This window comes from Aliiroseovarius sp. CAU 1755 (genome assembly GCF_054482655.1).
In genome coordinates, this window is sequence record NZ_JBTLRH010000002.1 from 170,079 (window position 1) to 185,430 (window position 15,352).

14 protein-coding genes are annotated in these 15,352 nt (G+C 59.8%); 7 read left to right on the forward strand and 7 right to left on the reverse strand.

Annotation, left to right across the window (positions count from 1 at the left end; translation table 11 throughout):
• Positions 1 to 14 precede the first annotated feature (14 nt).
• The 5 genes from ACXYMP_RS08020 to ACXYMP_RS08040 form a co-directional block, all read right to left on the reverse strand.
• Positions 15 to 1,811 (reverse strand): peptidoglycan D,D-transpeptidase FtsI family protein, encoded by a 1,797-nt coding sequence (locus ACXYMP_RS08020; protein WP_298565847.1) that lies wholly within the window; start codon positions 1,809 to 1,811, stop codon positions 15 to 17.
• The gene (ftsL, locus tag ACXYMP_RS08025; protein ID WP_298565843.1) at positions 1,808 to 2,149 is read right to left on the reverse strand and encodes a cell division protein FtsL; all 342 of its coding nucleotides are present in this window, start codon (positions 2,147 to 2,149) and stop codon (positions 1,808 to 1,810) included. Before ftsL ends, ACXYMP_RS08020 begins: the two co-directional genes overlap by 4 nt.
• Positions 2,149 to 3,147, reverse strand: coding sequence for a 16S rRNA (cytosine(1402)-N(4))-methyltransferase RsmH (gene rsmH / locus ACXYMP_RS08030; RefSeq protein ID WP_458906494.1), 999 nt, complete (start codon positions 3,145 to 3,147; stop codon positions 2,149 to 2,151). Before rsmH ends, ftsL begins: the two co-directional genes overlap by 1 nt.
• Before the next feature lies 1 nt (position 3,148).
• Positions 3,149 to 3,664, reverse strand: a complete 516-nt coding sequence (mraZ, locus tag ACXYMP_RS08035) for a division/cell wall cluster transcriptional repressor MraZ (RefSeq protein WP_458905549.1) — start codon at positions 3,662 to 3,664, stop codon at positions 3,149 to 3,151.
• Between the two features lie 729 nt (positions 3,665 to 4,393).
• Positions 4,394 to 5,470, reverse strand: coding sequence for an Mrp/NBP35 family ATP-binding protein (locus ACXYMP_RS08040; protein ID WP_298565832.1), 1,077 nt, complete (start codon positions 5,468 to 5,470; stop codon positions 4,394 to 4,396).
• 469 nt (positions 5,471 to 5,939) lie between these two features.
• Here ACXYMP_RS08040 and ACXYMP_RS08045 point away from each other — a divergent pair, with 469 nt between their 5' ends.
• Together ACXYMP_RS08045 and ACXYMP_RS08050 are read left to right on the forward strand one after the other, a co-directional pair.
• On the forward strand, positions 5,940 to 6,155 hold the full coding sequence (locus ACXYMP_RS08045) for a DUF1127 domain-containing protein (RefSeq protein ID WP_298565829.1): 216 nt from the start codon (positions 5,940 to 5,942) through the stop codon (positions 6,153 to 6,155).
• A 434-nt stretch (positions 6,156 to 6,589) separates the two neighbouring features.
• Positions 6,590 to 6,838 carry a ParB N-terminal domain-containing protein gene (locus tag ACXYMP_RS08050; RefSeq protein WP_458905552.1) on the forward strand — a complete coding sequence of 83 codons (249 nt, stop codon included), beginning with the start codon at positions 6,590 to 6,592 and terminating at the stop codon, positions 6,836 to 6,838.
• A 133-nt stretch (positions 6,839 to 6,971) separates the two neighbouring features.
• On the opposite strand, the gene ACXYMP_RS08055 is transcribed toward ACXYMP_RS08050, so the two are convergent.
• Positions 6,972 to 9,341, reverse strand: a complete 2,370-nt coding sequence (locus tag ACXYMP_RS08055; protein ID WP_458905554.1) for an ATP-dependent helicase — start codon at positions 9,339 to 9,341, stop codon at positions 6,972 to 6,974.
• 234 nt (positions 9,342 to 9,575) lie between these two features.
• On the opposite strand from ACXYMP_RS08055, the gene topA reads away from it, so the two are divergent.
• Together topA and ACXYMP_RS08065 are read left to right on the forward strand one after the other, a co-directional pair.
• Positions 9,576 to 12,152 (forward strand): type I DNA topoisomerase, encoded by a 2,577-nt coding sequence (topA, locus tag ACXYMP_RS08060; RefSeq protein ID WP_458905556.1) that lies wholly within the window; start codon positions 9,576 to 9,578, stop codon positions 12,150 to 12,152.
• 138 nt (positions 12,153 to 12,290) lie between these two features.
• Positions 12,291 to 12,848, forward strand: a complete 558-nt coding sequence (locus ACXYMP_RS08065) for a L,D-transpeptidase (RefSeq protein ID WP_298565817.1) — start codon at positions 12,291 to 12,293, stop codon at positions 12,846 to 12,848.
• Positions 12,849 to 12,872: 24 nt separating this feature from the next.
• Here ACXYMP_RS08065 and ACXYMP_RS08070 read toward each other — a convergent pair whose 3' ends face one another.
• The gene (locus ACXYMP_RS08070; protein WP_458905559.1) at positions 12,873 to 13,109 is read right to left on the reverse strand and encodes a helix-turn-helix transcriptional regulator; all 237 of its coding nucleotides are present in this window, start codon (positions 13,107 to 13,109) and stop codon (positions 12,873 to 12,875) included.
• 173 nt (positions 13,110 to 13,282) lie between these two features.
• On the opposite strand from ACXYMP_RS08070, the gene ACXYMP_RS08075 reads away from it, so the two are divergent.
• From ACXYMP_RS08075 to ACXYMP_RS08085, 3 genes are all read left to right on the forward strand, one after another.
• Positions 13,283 to 13,777, forward strand: a complete 495-nt coding sequence (locus ACXYMP_RS08075) for a hypothetical protein (protein ID WP_458905561.1) — start codon at positions 13,283 to 13,285, stop codon at positions 13,775 to 13,777.
• Between the two features lie 186 nt (positions 13,778 to 13,963).
• Complete coding sequence (locus tag ACXYMP_RS08080; protein WP_298565808.1) at positions 13,964 to 14,659, forward strand: CoA transferase subunit A; 696 nt, start codon at positions 13,964 to 13,966, stop codon at positions 14,657 to 14,659.
• A gap of 4 nt (positions 14,660 to 14,663) precedes the next feature.
• Positions 14,664 to 15,293, forward strand: coding sequence for a 3-oxoacid CoA-transferase subunit B (locus tag ACXYMP_RS08085; RefSeq protein ID WP_458905564.1), 630 nt, complete (start codon positions 14,664 to 14,666; stop codon positions 15,291 to 15,293).
• The last annotated feature ends 59 nt before the right edge of the window (positions 15,294 to 15,352 follow it).

Sequence of the window (15,352 nt, forward strand, 5' to 3'; positions counted from 1 at the left end):
CGTGCCTGTCCTGATCAGTTCGAGGTGAGTGTTACCCCAGTTGACGCAAAGGATTCAACGACGGGTTCCGCTTCGGGCTTCATTCCCAAAAGAGGCGCCGCGCGGCGAATGATCTCGGCCGCGACGGGCACGGCGGTCCAGCCGGCCGTGCGGCGCGGCTTCGGGCCCGTCGTTTCGACTGGTTCGTCCAAGGTGACCACCAGCACATATTTCGGATTGTCCGCGGGGAACATACTGGCGAAAGTGTTGATCACCTTGTCGTCATAATAACCGCCCTGCGGCCTTGGCTTGTCCGCCGTGCCGGTCTTGCCCGCCACCTTGTAGCCCGCCACCTCGCCAAAGGACGCGGTGCCTTCGGTCACGACCTTGCGCAGCATCGCGCGCGCCGCCGCCGCCGAGGTCGCCGAAATGACACGCGGGCCACGCGCGATCCGGTCCTGTTTCAAAACCGTGGGCTTGACCATGAACCCACCATTGGCGATCGCCGCATATCCGGCCGCAAGGTGCATCGGCGTCGAGGACAGCCCGTGACCATAGGAAATGGTCACCGAGCTAAGCTTGCCCCACTGCTTGGGCAGCAACGGGGTCGAGCCACGCGCTTCGACGATTTCAAACGGGGTGCGATCGAACATGCCGATGGCGCGCAGAAATTCCTGCTGGCGCTCGGGGCCGATCTCCAATGCCATGCGTCCGGTGCCGCGGTTCGAGGATTTCACGATGATGTCCGCGACGCTAAGCTTTCCGTAATTCTTGTTCTTAAACTCACCAATCCGGTAGCCTGCGATCCGCATCGGGACATCGGTATCAATCACGGTGTTCGGGTTCACCAACCCAAGATCCATCGCCTGAATGGCGGTGAAAATCTTGAAGGTCGATCCCAATTCATACACGCCCTGAACGGCCCGGTTGAACAATGGGCTGTCGGACTGATCCCCTTTGGTCAGCGCGCGCGGGCGCTTGTTGGGGTCGAAATCGGGCAATGACACAACCGAGATAACCTCGCCGCTGTGCACATCCATCAAGATCGCTGCTGCCCCCTTGGCGTTCATCAGCTTCATACCGCCATACAGCACCCGCTCGATCGCGGTCTGGATGGTCAGGTCGATGGACAGCTCAAGCGGTTTGCCGCCATTTGCCGGGTTGCGCAGATAGTCGTCGAACTGCTTTTCGACGCCCGCCACACCGATCACCTCGGCCGCACTGACACCTTCGCGACCGAAACTGGCCCCGCCCAGAACATGCGCTGCCAGCTTTCCGTTGGGATAGAGGCGCATCTCGCGCGGGCCGAACAGAAGACCGGGTTCGCCGATATCGAACACGGCCTGCTTCTGCTCAGGGCTGAGTTTCTTTTTGATCCACAAGAACTTGCGCGTGCCTGTGAAGTCCTTGATCAGCCGCTCGCGCTTGAGGTCGGGGAAGATCTTGACCAGCTCGTCCGCGGCGCGTTGCGGGTCCACCATCTGGGGCGGCTGGGCGTAAAGGGCGTGGGTAACAAGGTTGGTGGCCAGAAGGCGTCCCTGCCGATCAACGATGTCGGCGCGCGCGGTCGCGATGGCCGCACCGGGCGCTTGGGCGCGCGGCTCTTTGGGGTCCGTCGCGGACAGGGTGGCCATACGTCCGCCGACCACCAGAAACGCACAAAAGAACATGCCTGCCAGCACCAGCAACCGACCCTCGGACTGAAGTCGGGCACGGTCGCGGATTTCTTCATGGCGGTGACGCAGGTTTTCACGTTCGATCGCGTCGGGGTTTTCACCCTTGGCGCGGGCGTCCAGAATGCGGGCCAGTGGGCGCAGAGGAATACGGGTCATCGATCAAGATCTCCGCTGACATCAAAGGTTTCCGTGATCTCGGGGCCGTCCTCGGACGGATAGGCAATTTGATCGACGCGGCCGAACTGCTCTGGTGCCAGCGGCAACAGGCCAAGGCGCCCGTAGTTCATCTCGGCCAGATCACGCAGGCGGTCGGGGCGGTTCAGATAGGCCCATTCAGCGCGCAGAACGGAAAGCTGCTCTTGCATCTGGCCAATCTCGCTCTGCAATTCTTCGACTCGATCCAGCGAGGCTTGGGTTTTGTAGTTCTCGGAATAGGCCCAATAGGCCAATGCCATGACGACCAAAGCGGATGTGATGTAAAGCAAGCTACGCATTATGATTTGTCCTTGAAAACAAGGGGTGGAAGGCCAAGTTTGCGCCGGTCGGATGGCCCGGCAGGCGCATCTGTTCGAGTGGCCACGCGCAGGCGGGATGACCGCGAGCGGGGGTTTACGGCAAGCTCATCTGCGTCCGGCGCGATGGCTTTGCGCGGGGTCAGCTTAAAGCGCGGCGTTTCTGCGGCCTCTTGCGGTGCATAGCGCGACCCGCCCCCGCCTTCTGACGCGCGGGCTTGGAAAAACCGCTTCACCACGCGATCCTCCATCGAATGGAAGGTCACGACGGCCAGCTTGCCACCGGGTTTCAAGGCGCGCTCGGCGGCCTCCAGCCCGTCGATCAGTTGGCCGAATTCGTCATTCACCGCGATGCGGATCGCCTGAAACGACCGTGTGGCCGGGTGGCTCTGACCGGGTTTCGAGCGGGGCAGGCATTTTTCCACGATGCTGGCCAATTGCACCGTCGTTTCAAATGGCGCCTCAGCACGCGCCCTGACAATGGCCCGCGCAATGCGGCGTGAGGCACGTTCTTCGCCGTAGTGATAAAGGATGTCGGCCAGCGTTTCTTCGTCGGCATGATTGACGATATCGGCGGCGGTCGGGCCGGATTGGCTCATCCGCATGTCCAGCGGCCCGTCGCGCATGAAGGAAAACCCGCGATCTGCCAGATCCAGCTGCATCGAGCTGACGCCAAGGTCCAACACCACACCATCCAACGGGCGACCTGCCAACTCGTCCAAGTCCGAGAATGTGCCTTCACGCAAGGCCAGCCGGTCGCCATACTCAGCGACCCAGTCGGCGGCCATGTCGAACACCATCGGGTCACGGTCAATGCCGCAAACCCAGTCCGCGCCTGCGTCCAGCAATCCGCGTGTATACCCACCTGCCCCGAACGTGCCATCCGCCCAATCGCCAGAAACAGGCGCGACCGCTTGCAAAAGCGGTCGTAATAGAACTGGGATATGGGGACGTTTTTCGGTGGCAGCCGGGTCGGTCATGTCAGCCATCCCCTCCGGAAACGGACCCGCCACTTAGAAGCGTCAGCGGATCGAAGTCTTCGGGTTGATCATCCAACCAAGCCTCGGCCTTGGCCATTTCGACATTTTCGTAGGTCTCGGGCTTCCAAATCTGGAACGTATCACCGGTGGCGATGAAGAACGCCTCGTTCTCAAGCCCGATTTTGGCGCGCAACTTTGCGGGCAGCACCAGCCGCCCGGTCTCATCCACCGTGGTGGGCAGCGACTGACCGTTGAACAGCCGTTCCAGCATGCGCCGTTCGATCGAACCGCGCGGCAGGTTCGCGATCTTCGTATCGACCTCGTCGATGGCCTCGATCGTATAGCATTCAAGGAAACTGCGGCGGTGGTCGCCGTATACAATGACAATGTTAGGGTTCAGACCATCGGTCCAGTCGGGGTCGCCAGCTTCCAGAACACGGCGAAACAGGGCTGGGATCGAAACCCTGCCCTTCGCGTCCACCTTGTGGTGGCTTTCGCCTCTGAACCTACGTGCCACTTGCGCGGCTCCTTCACTGTCCCAACTTCACTGCGCCCCGAATATTTAGGGCTGAAATAGAAACGGCGGATTGAGCTGCTGCCACTGCCCAATCCGCCGCCTGTCCCGTTTCCGGGTGTCCAGCTGCGCGCGCCACCTGGGGGGATGTCTGCTCGCGTTCGCGCCGGATCTCTTTCTTAGGATGAAGCGGGTGCCTGTATGAAACCTGACTTGGGAGTGTCGCGAGGTCTTGTTGCCTCTTATGTCCCGTCCTCATCTTGCATTTAGGGATAGCTTGGGAAATCGTGGGACGCAATAGTTTTCTATGGGAAAAATGGCCCACATCTTGTTTGCACCCCCCGCAAGAATCCACATCTAGTGGCAAAATCCGCAAGGATGGCGCGACACCTAGGGTGACGAAAACAAATTTGCACAATATATGGTGCTGCAAGCGCAGCGAAATTTATTCCCACATTTTCCCGGTTTTTTCTGAATTCCGGCAAATTTTTTGAATTTGGCAGGGGTCACCGCCCAAATCTCGAACGGAGACTCCACCCAAATTGCGCCCATTACAGGTGAATCACCCCATTTCCCACCTTCACAGGAGCAAGCGGGGGCAGACCGCCCCGCACGCGTCCCACGATTTCCCATCGCTCAGCTGGCGTTCACTGTCGTTGCAAACGGAAAACTGCCCGGCACCGTCTTGGGACAGCCGGGCAGTGGGGCGCGATCTGGTCGGGTGTGATGCGGTCAGGCGATCCCGCGCGCAATGAGATCCTGCGCCAACTTGGTGTAAGCATCGGCCACTGACCCCTCGCCCGCGGCGGCAGGTGTGCCGCTGTCGCCCGCCAGACGCACGTCCAGCGACAAGGGGATTTCGCCAAGGAAGGGTGCGCCCAGCTCGGTGGCCTCGTCGCGAACACCGCCGTGACCGAACAAATGCGCCTCGTGACCGCATTTGGGGCAGACATAGGTGGACATGTTTTCAACCAACCCCAGGATCGGCACGTTCAGCTTATCGAACATGTCGATCGCTTTGCGCGCGTCCAGCAAGGCCACGTCCTGTGGGGTCGAAACCACAATCGCTCCGGTGATTTGCGATTTCTGCGCCAGTGTCAGTTGCACATCACCCGTGCCCGGCGGCAAGTCGATGATCAGAATATCGAGCGGCGCCCATTCGACCTGAAACAGCATCTGTTGCAGCGCGCCCATCAACATCGGGCCGCGCCACACGACGGCTTCGCGGTCGGATTTCAACATCAGCCCGATCGACATCATCTTGACGCCATGCGCTTCGACGGGGATCAACTGTTCCCCATCTGGTGACGACGGGCGTTGACTGGTGCCCATCATGCGGGGCTGCGAAGGTCCAAGGATATCGGCGTCCAGAAGCCCAACTTTGCGCCCCTGACGGGCCAGTGCGACGGCGAGGTTGGAGCTGAGCGTGGATTTCCCCACGCCCCCCTTGCCCGAGGCAATGGCGATCACATGGGTGACACCGGGCACCGGCAACGGTCCGGCCTGCGGTTTGGGATGGCCACCTACCTTCAAGTTCGGGGCTTTGGGCGCGGATGCTGCCGGGCCGTGCGCGGTCAGGATTACGGACACGCGCTCGACCCCGTCCAGCGCGGCAATTGCCGCTTCAGCGGCGCGGCGCTGTGCTTCCATACCTGCTGCCTTTTCCGGGGTCTCGGCTTCGATCACGAAACTGACCGCCCCGTTTTCGACAGTCAGCGCGCGCACCATATCGCGTGACGCTAGATCCCCACCATCAGGCAAGGCAATGGAGGACAATGTGCCCATAATCTTTTCGCGCATATCCGACATCCAAAACTCCTTTGACTTCGCCCATTACTTGGCAGCTTTGAGCGCAGGCGCAAGGGGGCATCTGTTCATTGGCGCGCGTGACGCCGGCGCTGATTGGCACGGCTGACGGAGGCAGATCGCGGCCCCACCCGCCACAGAGCGCTTTTCTTTACGGTCGATTTTTGGGCACAGCGCCGAAGCACGAGGCGGTGCGCAAATTGACCTAAAGTCACCTTCTCTCAGATCGTTTCTGCATTGCAGAAAATACAGGCAAATTGCTCCGATTGAGGCATTAACCAGTTAAAATCATGGCATTTTTACGTATGCAATTTTTGCATATCGGGATTGCTTGATCGGGGTATTGTGCATCTGCAGCATTCCCCCCATCTTCTGTCTCAAGGCGACAGTGTGAGCGCCAACACGTTTTCAAAGCGGCATCGGCCGCGAGACCCGCAGGCCGCTGTGCCTGACATGTAAGTGAGTAAGTAAGATGACACACGCGACCGAAATCCTTCTGGCCCCCGTCGGCATTGCCGACCGTCTGGCCGCCCGCTTTGCCGAATGGAAAGAGCAGGTGGAAACCCGCGCGCTGTTCCGCAAAACCGTGCGCGAATTGAATGCGCTGAGCAACCGCGAACTGGAAGATCTGGGCATTGCCCGCGCTTCGGTCCGCTTGGTGGCGCGCATGGCCGTTTACGGCAACTAAGTTTTCTGGCCACCACCTCCCTCCTCCCGGGTGGTGGCTTTGATTGGCGGCGGGGTCGACCTCCTCCCCGGCCTCGCCGCTCAATCACCAAAGTTTCGGGCCTTCTTCCTCCTCCCTTAGAAGGTCCGCGGGTCGCGGTGGCGCCGTCCTCCTCCCTGGCGCCACTGCACCCCCAAAGATCCGGTTCGCCCCACCTCCTCCCGGGGTTGAACCGATACGGTGACGGGTCTACCTCCTCCCAGGCCCCAAACCTTCTGACGTCGGGTTCCTACCTCCTCCCAGGGATCCGCATCACATAGAAACGGTGGCGCTCACCTCCTCCCGGGCGTCGCCGTTTTTTTTGTATGTCCGAACGGGATGGAAGCCGGACGCTTGGACGGTGAACTCATCCAATAACGCTGGCTTATTTTCTGCTTAGCGTGCAGGCTTGGGACATGCTGAAAAAAGAAACGCTTCCCATCGCCTCCATCCGTGTGCCGGTCAAGCGCCTGAAGACGTTGGAGGACAACAAAGCCAATGCCTTGGCCGAGGATATTCTGGAGAACGGACAGTTAACGCCCATCCGCGTGCGCGAAGACGCCAAAGGCTATGTGCTGATTGAAGGCTTGCACCGGCTGGAAGCCCTGAAAAAGCTGGGTGAAGGAACGGTTGAAGGCTACAAGGTGCGCGCGCGGTTGCACTGATCCGGGACCCGCTGTTCGCCCACGACTCTGCCGACCCTTGGTGGTCCGGAAAAACGCGTGGTCCGGGATAACGGCATCGCTTTCAAGGCAGGTGCATGGCGGCGCAGATCGGCGCTGATGGCCCGACGCTCTCTTAGAACGGCACGTCGCCCGCCTGCGCTGCGGGGACGATGAACTTGGAAACGACTTTCTTCGCTCCCGCCTTGTCAAACTCGATATCCAGCTTGTCGCCTTCGATGCCCATCACCGTGCCATAGCCGAACTTGGTGTGAAACACGCGGTCGCCTTGGGTGAAGGACGATACTGCCGTTGCGTCGATCACCAACCCGCGCGCCTCGTTCGGGCTGGATTTCGCGCGTATATTCCCATGCGCCTGCATCCGCTTCCACCCCGGCGAGTTATAGGCATCGGCCCGGCTGGCTTTGTCCTCAAGCGGTGACGCACCGAAATCGCCTGCCGCACCGCCATAGCCGCCGCCATAAAGCCCCGGGGCGGTCAGCACCTCGACATGGTCTGTGGGCAGTTCATCGACGAAGCGCGAGGGGAGTTGTGACTGCCACTGGCCGTAAACGCGGCGATTGGCGGCAAACGAGATCGTGCAAATCTCCTCGGCCCGTGTGATGCCGACATAGGCCAGACGGCGCTCTTCTTCGAGGCCCTTCAGCCCGCTTTCATCCATCGAGCGTTGGGATGGGAACAGCCCATCCTCCCACCCCGGCAGGAAGACCGCAGGAAACTCCAACCCCTTCGCGCCGTGCAGCGTCATGATGGTCACTTTTTCCTCGGCGTCATCGCTGTCATTGTCCATGATCAGGCTGATATGCTCCAGAAATCCTTGCAGGTTCTCAAAGCTCTCCAACGCCTTGACCAGTTCCTTGAGGTTTTCCAGCCGCCCCGGCGCTTCGGGCGTTTTGTCGTTCAGCCACATCTCGGTATAGCCGGATTCTTCCAAGATCACCTCGGCCATTTCGACGTGGGTGTCAGCCTCGGCGCGCAACTGGTTGAACCAGCGATCCAACCCCATGACCAGCTCGGCCAGCCCCTTGCCGCCCTTGCCTTTGATGGCACCGCTTTCGACCGCAATCCGCGCGCCTTCGACCAGCGACACGCCGTTTTGGCGCGCAAGCCCCTGAATGGTCTGCACCGCCTTGTCACCCAGCCCGCGGCGCGGCGTGTTGACGATGCGTTCAAACGCCAGATCGTCGTCTTGGCTCACTGCCAGCCGGAAATAGGCCATCGCATCGCGGATTTCCAAACGCTCGTAAAAACGTGGGCCGCCGATGACGCGGTAAGGCAGACCAATGGTCAGGAAACGATCCTCAAAGGCGCGCATCTGGTGGCTGGCACGCACAAGAATGGCCATATCGTCCAGCGACTTTGGTGCCATGCCACGGGTGCCGGATTGCATCGCTTCAATCTCTTCCCCAACCCAGCGGGCTTCTTCGTCGCCATCCCAATGGCCGATCAGGCGGACCTTTTCGCCGCCTTCGGCGTCCGTCCAAAGCTCTTTGCCCAGCCGGTCTTCGTTGCCCGCAATTACGCCGGAGGCGGCCGCCAGAATATGCGCGGTCGACCGGTAGTTTTGTTCCAGCCGGACGACTTTGGCGCCCGGAAAATCCTTTTCAAACCGTAAGATATTTCCCACTTCCGCCCCGCGCCAGCCATAGATCGACTGGTCGTCATCGCCCACACAGCAGATATTCTTGTGACCCGCCGCCAGCAGGCGCAGCCACAGGTATTGGGCCACGTTGGTATCTTGGTATTCGTCGACGAGGATGTAGCGAAACCAGCCTTGGTATTGCTTCAGGATGTCGTCGTGTTTCTGAAAAATCGTGACCATGTGCAGAAGCAGGTCGCCGAAGTCGCAGGCGTTTAGGGTTTTGAGGCGCGCCTGATACTGCGCATAAAGCTCGGGGCCGCGTCCATTGAACGCGTTGGCCTCACCCGCCGGCAGCACCTCGGGCGTCCAAGCCCTGTTCTTCCAGTTGTCGATCACGCCAGCGAGCAGCCGCGCGGGCCAGCGCTTTTCGTCGATATTGTTGGCGGCAATCAGCTGCTTCATCAGCCTGATCTGGTCGTCCGTGTCCAGAATGGTGAAGTTCGTTTTTAGCCCCACAAGCTCGGCATGACGGCGCAGAAGCTTCACACAGATCGAGTGGAACGTGCCCATCCAGGGCATCCCCTCAACCGTTTGCCCCAGCAGGCTGGCGACACGCTCTTTCATCTCGCGCGCGGCCTTGTTGGTGAAGGTTACGGCAAGGATCTCGTTCGTCCGCGCCTGCCCGGTGTTCAAAAGATGCGCAATCCGCGTCGTCAGAGCCTTGGTCTTCCCCGTCCCCGCACCCGCCAGCATCAGGACGGGGCCGTTCAACACCTCGACCGCCTCGCGTTGCGCGGGGTTCAGCCCATCAAGGTAAGGCATCGGGCGCGCGGCCATCGCCTGTTGCGACAGGCTGGGGCGGGCGGCGGCCTCGAATGCGTCGTTTTCGTCGAATTCGCTCATGGGTGTTCTTTATCAACGGGGGATGCGGGTGGGAAGAGTGTTCCACGAATGTTCTTTGCGCGCAAACCGATTGTCGCCTGCGGGCTGAAATTCTCCGCCCCCTAAAGGGGGCGTGGCGCACCCTGCCCCTATATATAATGACACGCCATTGACAACCTGCCCCTTCCCGACCCATCTAACGCCCCGTGATGAGGGGCCAGTATTGCGTGGCCTGACTGAGTCGAGAGGAAGTTCATGCCAGTTGTCGTCGTTGAAAGCCCGGCCAAAGCCAAGACCATCAACAAGTATCTTGGGTCGGACTACACCGTTCTTGCCTCTTACGGTCACGTGCGTGATTTGCCGCCCAAGGATGGATCGGTCGACACAGACGCCGATTTCGCGATGAAATGGGAAATTGGCCGCGACAGCGCCAAGCACGTGCGCGCCATTGCGGATGCGTTGAAAGACGACAACAACCTGATCCTCGCAACCGACCCCGATCGTGAAGGCGAAGCGATTTCGTGGCACCTTGAGGAAGCCCTGCGCAAGCGGCGGGCGATCAAGAAGGACACACCGGTCAGCCGTGTTGTGTTCAACGCGATCACCAAATCCGCAGTGACCGAGGCGATGGAGCATCCCCGCGACGTCGACACCGATCTGGTCGAGGCCTATCTGGCCCGTCGCGCACTGGATTATCTGGTGGGCTTCAACCTCAGCCCCGTTCTGTGGCGCAAACTGCCCGGCGCGCGCTCTGCGGGCCGTGTGCAGTCGGTCTGCCTGCGCCTGATCGTTGAGCGTGAGGAAGAGATTGAGGCGTTCAAGGCCCGTGAATATTGGTCTGTGAAAGCATTGCTTTCCACCCCACGCGGGCAGGAATTCGAGGCACGTCTGACAGTTCTGGGCGGCCAAAAGCTGGACCGCTATGACCTTGAGAACGAGACCGCTGCCGAAATGGCCGTGCAGGCGATTTCCTCGCGCGATCTGACCGTTCAGTCGGTCGAAGCAAAACCCGCGACCCGCAACCCCTCGCCGCCCTTCATGACGTCGACCCTGCAACAGGACGCCAGCCGCAAGTTCGGCTTTGGCGCGCGTCAGACAATGTCGACGGCCCAGCGCCTGTATGAAGCTGGTTACATCACCTATATGCGGACCGACGGGATCGACATGGCGCCGGAAGCCGTGGCCGCCGCGCGTGACGCGATTTCGGATCGCTATGGCAAGGAGTTCATCCCGGCCAAGCCCCGGATTTACAAGAACAAGGCCAAGAACGCACAGGAAGCGCACGAATGTATCCGCCCGACGGATATGACCGTTTCCGCAAGCGATCTGGCGCGGTTGGAACCCGATCAGCGCAAGCTTTACGACCTGATCTGGAAGCGCACGCTGGCCAGCCAGATGGAAAGCGCGAAGTTCGAACGCACCACGGTTGATGTGGGCTCATCCGACGGTCAGGTCGTGCTGCGCGCCACCGGACAGGTTGTCGTGTTCGAGGGCTTTCTGAAGGTCTATGAAGAAGGTCGCGACGATCAGGTGGTGGATGACGACGACAAGCGCCTGCCCCAGATCATGGAAGGCGAAAAGGCCGAGAAAAAGGGTGTCACGCCCGAACAGCATTTCACCCAGCCCCCGCCCCGTTACACCGAAGCCACGTTGGTCAAGCGGATGGAAGAACTGGGCATCGGTCGCCCCTCGACCTACGCATCCGTTATCACCACGATCCAGGACCGCGAGTATGTTCGCAAGGACAAGAACCGCCTGTTTCCTGAAGATAAGGGCCGGATCGTCACCATCTTCCTGATGAACTTCTTCCGCAAATATGTGGGATACGAGTTCACAGCGAATTTGGAGGAAGAGCTGGACGAAATCTCGGCGGGCGACATGGACTACAAAGAAGTGCTCGCGCGCTTCTGGCGTGATTTCTCGGCGGCAATTGCCGAGACATCAGAATTGCGCATTTCGGAAGTGCTCGACAAGCTCGACGCCGCCCTTGCGCCGCAACTGTATCCGCCCCGCGAAGATGGATCAGACCCGCGCATCTGCCCGAAATGCGGCAACGGTCAGCTGCACCTGAAAACCTCGCGCACTGGTGGGTTTGTCGGTTGTGGCAACTATCCTGAATGCACCTATACCCGCCCCATCGCGGGCGAAGGCGCCGAGGGGGATGAACGTCTGCTGGGCGAAGATCAGGGCGACGAGATCTGGTTGAAATCTGGTCGTTTCGGCCCCTACGTGCAGCGCGGTGAACCGACGCCTGAAAACAAAAAACCACCACGTGCCAGCCTGCCCAAAGGGTGGGACAAGGACGCGATGGACCTAGAGAAGGCTCTGGTGCTGCTGTCCTTGCCCCGCGAAATTGGCGAACACCCCGAAGGCGGCATGATCAGCGCGAATTTCGGGCGCTTTGGCCCTTATGTCATGCACAAACTGCCCGACGACGCCAAACCGACCTATGCCAATCTGAAAGACCCCGATGACGTGTTCGAGATCGGCATGAACCGCGCGGTCGAGATGCTGGCGGAAAAACGCGCCAACCCCGGTGGGCGCGGACGCGCAGCGGCCAAGCCGTTGAAAGAACTGGGCGAACATCCCGAAAACGGCGGGCCGGTCAATGTCATGGACGGGCGCTATGGGCCTTATGTGAAATGGGAAAAGGTCAACGCGACCATTCCCAAGGATGTCGAAGCCGCTGACGTGACCATGGAGATGGCGGTCGCCCTGATCACGGAAAAAGCCGGGAAGAAGAAGCCTGCGAGAAAGAAAGCAGCACCGAAGAAGAAAGCGGCAGCAAAGAAACCCGCCGCAAAGAAAAAGCCCGCCGCCAGCAAGGGCTGACGGCGGCTTTGACACCTTGATCCGGGCCAGAAATGCGACACTGCGGGTGCCACATTCAAACTCGCGCATTCGTGAGTTGAAACCTGCGCGCGCGTTGGATTGATTGCGCCCAAACGCAATCGAACAGTGAGCCTCACCATGTCACGTATTCTTTCGCGCCGCGCGGTCATCGCGGGCGCAACAGCCTCTTTCGTGCTGCCCGCTGCCGGGCTTGCCACACCCATCATCGAAACCGCTAAGCGCAACGTGTCGAGCTTTGCCAGTCAGGACTGGCGTGATCATTTCGACAAGCTGGACCGGGTCACGATCGTCTGTGACACGGTTTCGCGCGCCTTGCATTACTGGAGCGCGGATGGCCGCGATTATCGCATTTATCCTTCCTCGGTTCCGATGACGGATGAACTGACCAAGACCGGATACACAAAGATTGTGCGCAAGAAGGTCGGACCAGACTGGACGCCGACCCCCAGTATGATGGAACGTAATCCAGACCTGAAATACACCCCGCCCGGCCCGGACAATCCGCTGGGCACGCACGCCATGTATCTGGATTGGCCCGCTTATCTGATCCACGGCACCCATGACACGCGCAAGATCGGGCGGCGCAGTTCGGATGGCTGTATCGGGCTATACAACAGCGCCATCGCCGAGCTGTTCTCGATCACGCCAATTGGCGCACAAGTGCGGGTCATCTAAGGGGGGCCGTAAGAAAGGCGCGGCCTAAGCGGCATCCTTTCTTTTCTGGTCGTCCGGCCCTTCAAGCAGGTCCGCAACAACCGCGCCGACTACTTGCGTGCGGTCCTTTACCCCAGCCTTGCGGTAGATCGCGTTGCTTTGCGATTTGACCGTGCCTCGACTGGTGTTGCGTGCCTCGGCGATCTCGGCCTCGGTCATGCCCTTGACGGTCAACAGCGCGATGTCCTGCTTGGCTTCGGTCAACGACCATTGCGCGAACATGGCTTGCAACATTGCGGTGAAAAAGCCAGCGGCTGCGCAACATTGTCCTGGCCGAGGTGAGGGTTTGGTTGCGCTGGCTTTAACTTCATTCATGGTGCGATTGCGTAGCGGTCTTAAATTTGCCTAATTCGTCGGGCAAACCGTTGGGGCAAAAAACAGATTTGAGCAATCGCATGAATGATAACAGGGATTATATCACCGAGGCAAAAGCCAAAGCGCGCGATGAGAAACGCGACGTTGATCGCGCGATCCAAACCGACAGAACGCACAGCTTTTTCCGCAAACGCACTGTGTCAATTGCCGGCGTGTTTGAAGGCATGTTTCTGACCGCGCTCATGGCTCTTGTGCCTTTTCTGGTTTTTGCGGGGTTGGCCATGTGGTCGTTCAACGCCACCGAAGATGGCGTCACGATGTCTTGGGTCTTTGTCCTGCTTGCCGTGGCCATTCCGCTTTTCGTGCTGTTTCGCGCCCTGACCTCCAAAACAGACGAACCCGCCGAAATGCTCACCGATTTGATTGGCGGCTTTTGGGTTGGCGTTTTTCCGTATCTATTGGTTGGCGGCCTGGTTGTGCTTGCCATCGCAACTTGGCTCGGGGTTTCTGTGCTGTTGGTGCTGGGCATATTGTGTGTTGGCGGCGTAATTCTGGCGGGACTCACAAATCAGTAGGCATTTCGCCCCGTCTCAGACACCTGTGCGTTAGCATGCGCATCGGTGCATTATCCTTAGGTGTCGCGAGCACATGAACTCGGACCTAAGTAGAAATACCTGCGCGCGCCTCAAACGCTCACGTTTCGTTGACTCCCTCCCCCCCACGCGTCAGAACAGGTGCGAAACTGACGAGAGGTAACTTTCATGAAAAAGGTATATGGCAGCGCCGGCGAAGCCCTTGATGGGCTGCTGAGCGACGGCATGCTGATTGCCGCCGGGGGCTTTGGCCTGTGCGGCATTCCCGAGCTTCTGATCGACGCGCTGGTCGAAAGCGGCGTCAAAGACATCACGATCGCATCAAACAACTGCGGTGTTGATGGCTTCGGGCTTGGCAAATTGCTGGACACCAAGCAGATCAAGAAAATGATGTCGTCCTATGTGGGCGAGAACGCCGAGTTCATGCGCCAATACTTGTCGGGCGAGTTGGAGCTTGAGTTCAACCCGCAAGGCACATTGGCCGAGCGCATGCGCGCTGCCGGTCACGGCATCCCCGGTTTTTATACCAAAACCGGCGTGGGCACCGTCATCGCTGAAGGCAAAGAAGTGAAGGTCTTCAATGGCGAGGAATATATCCTTGAGGAAGGCATCTTCGCCGACCTGTCCATCGTGAAAGCTTGGAAAGCCGATGAAACCGGCAACCTTGTGTTCCGCAAGACCGCCCGCAACTTCAACCCGCCCGCCGCCATGTGTGGCAAGGTTTGCGTGGCCGAAGTCGAGGAGATTGTGCCGACAGGGTCGCTTGACCCCGATGCGATCCACCTGCCGGGCATCTATGTGCATCGCATCATTCAGGGCGATCACGAAAAGCGTATCGAACAACGCACCATTCGGGAGGGCTGAGATCATGGCATGGGACCGCAATCAAATGGCCGCCCGCGCGGCACAGGAACTGCAAGACGGATGGTATGTGAACCTTGGCATCGGCATCCCGACGCTGGTGTCCAACTTCATCCCTGATGGGGTCGAGGTCACACTGCAATCGGAAAACGGCATGCTGGGCATGGGCCCCTTCCCGACCGAGGCCGAGATCGACGCCGACCTGATCAATGCTGGTAAGCAGACCATCACCGAACTGCCCCAGACCTCGTATTTCGACAGCTCGATGAGCTTTGGGATGATCCGGGGCGGCAAGATCGCCATGGCGATCCTTGGCGCGATGGAAGTGGCCGAAAACGGCGATCTGGCGAACTGGATGATCCCCGGCAAGCTGGTCAAAGGCATGGGCGGCGCGATGGACCTTGTGGCCGGTGTTGGCCGCGTGGTGGTCGTGATGGACCACACCAACAAGCACGGCGACAGCAAAGTGCTGAAGGAATGCAGTCTGCCGCTGACCGGCAAGGCCGTGGTCGACCGTATCATCACCAACCTTGGGGTTCTGGATGTGGTCGAGGGGGGCTTGAAAATCGTCGAGACCGCCGATGGCGTGACCGAGGACGAATTGCGCGCCGCGACCGAGGCGACGATCGTCAACTAAAACCAGCGCGAACACGATATCAAGGGGCTCCCGTTCGGGGGCCCTTTGTTGTTTCACGT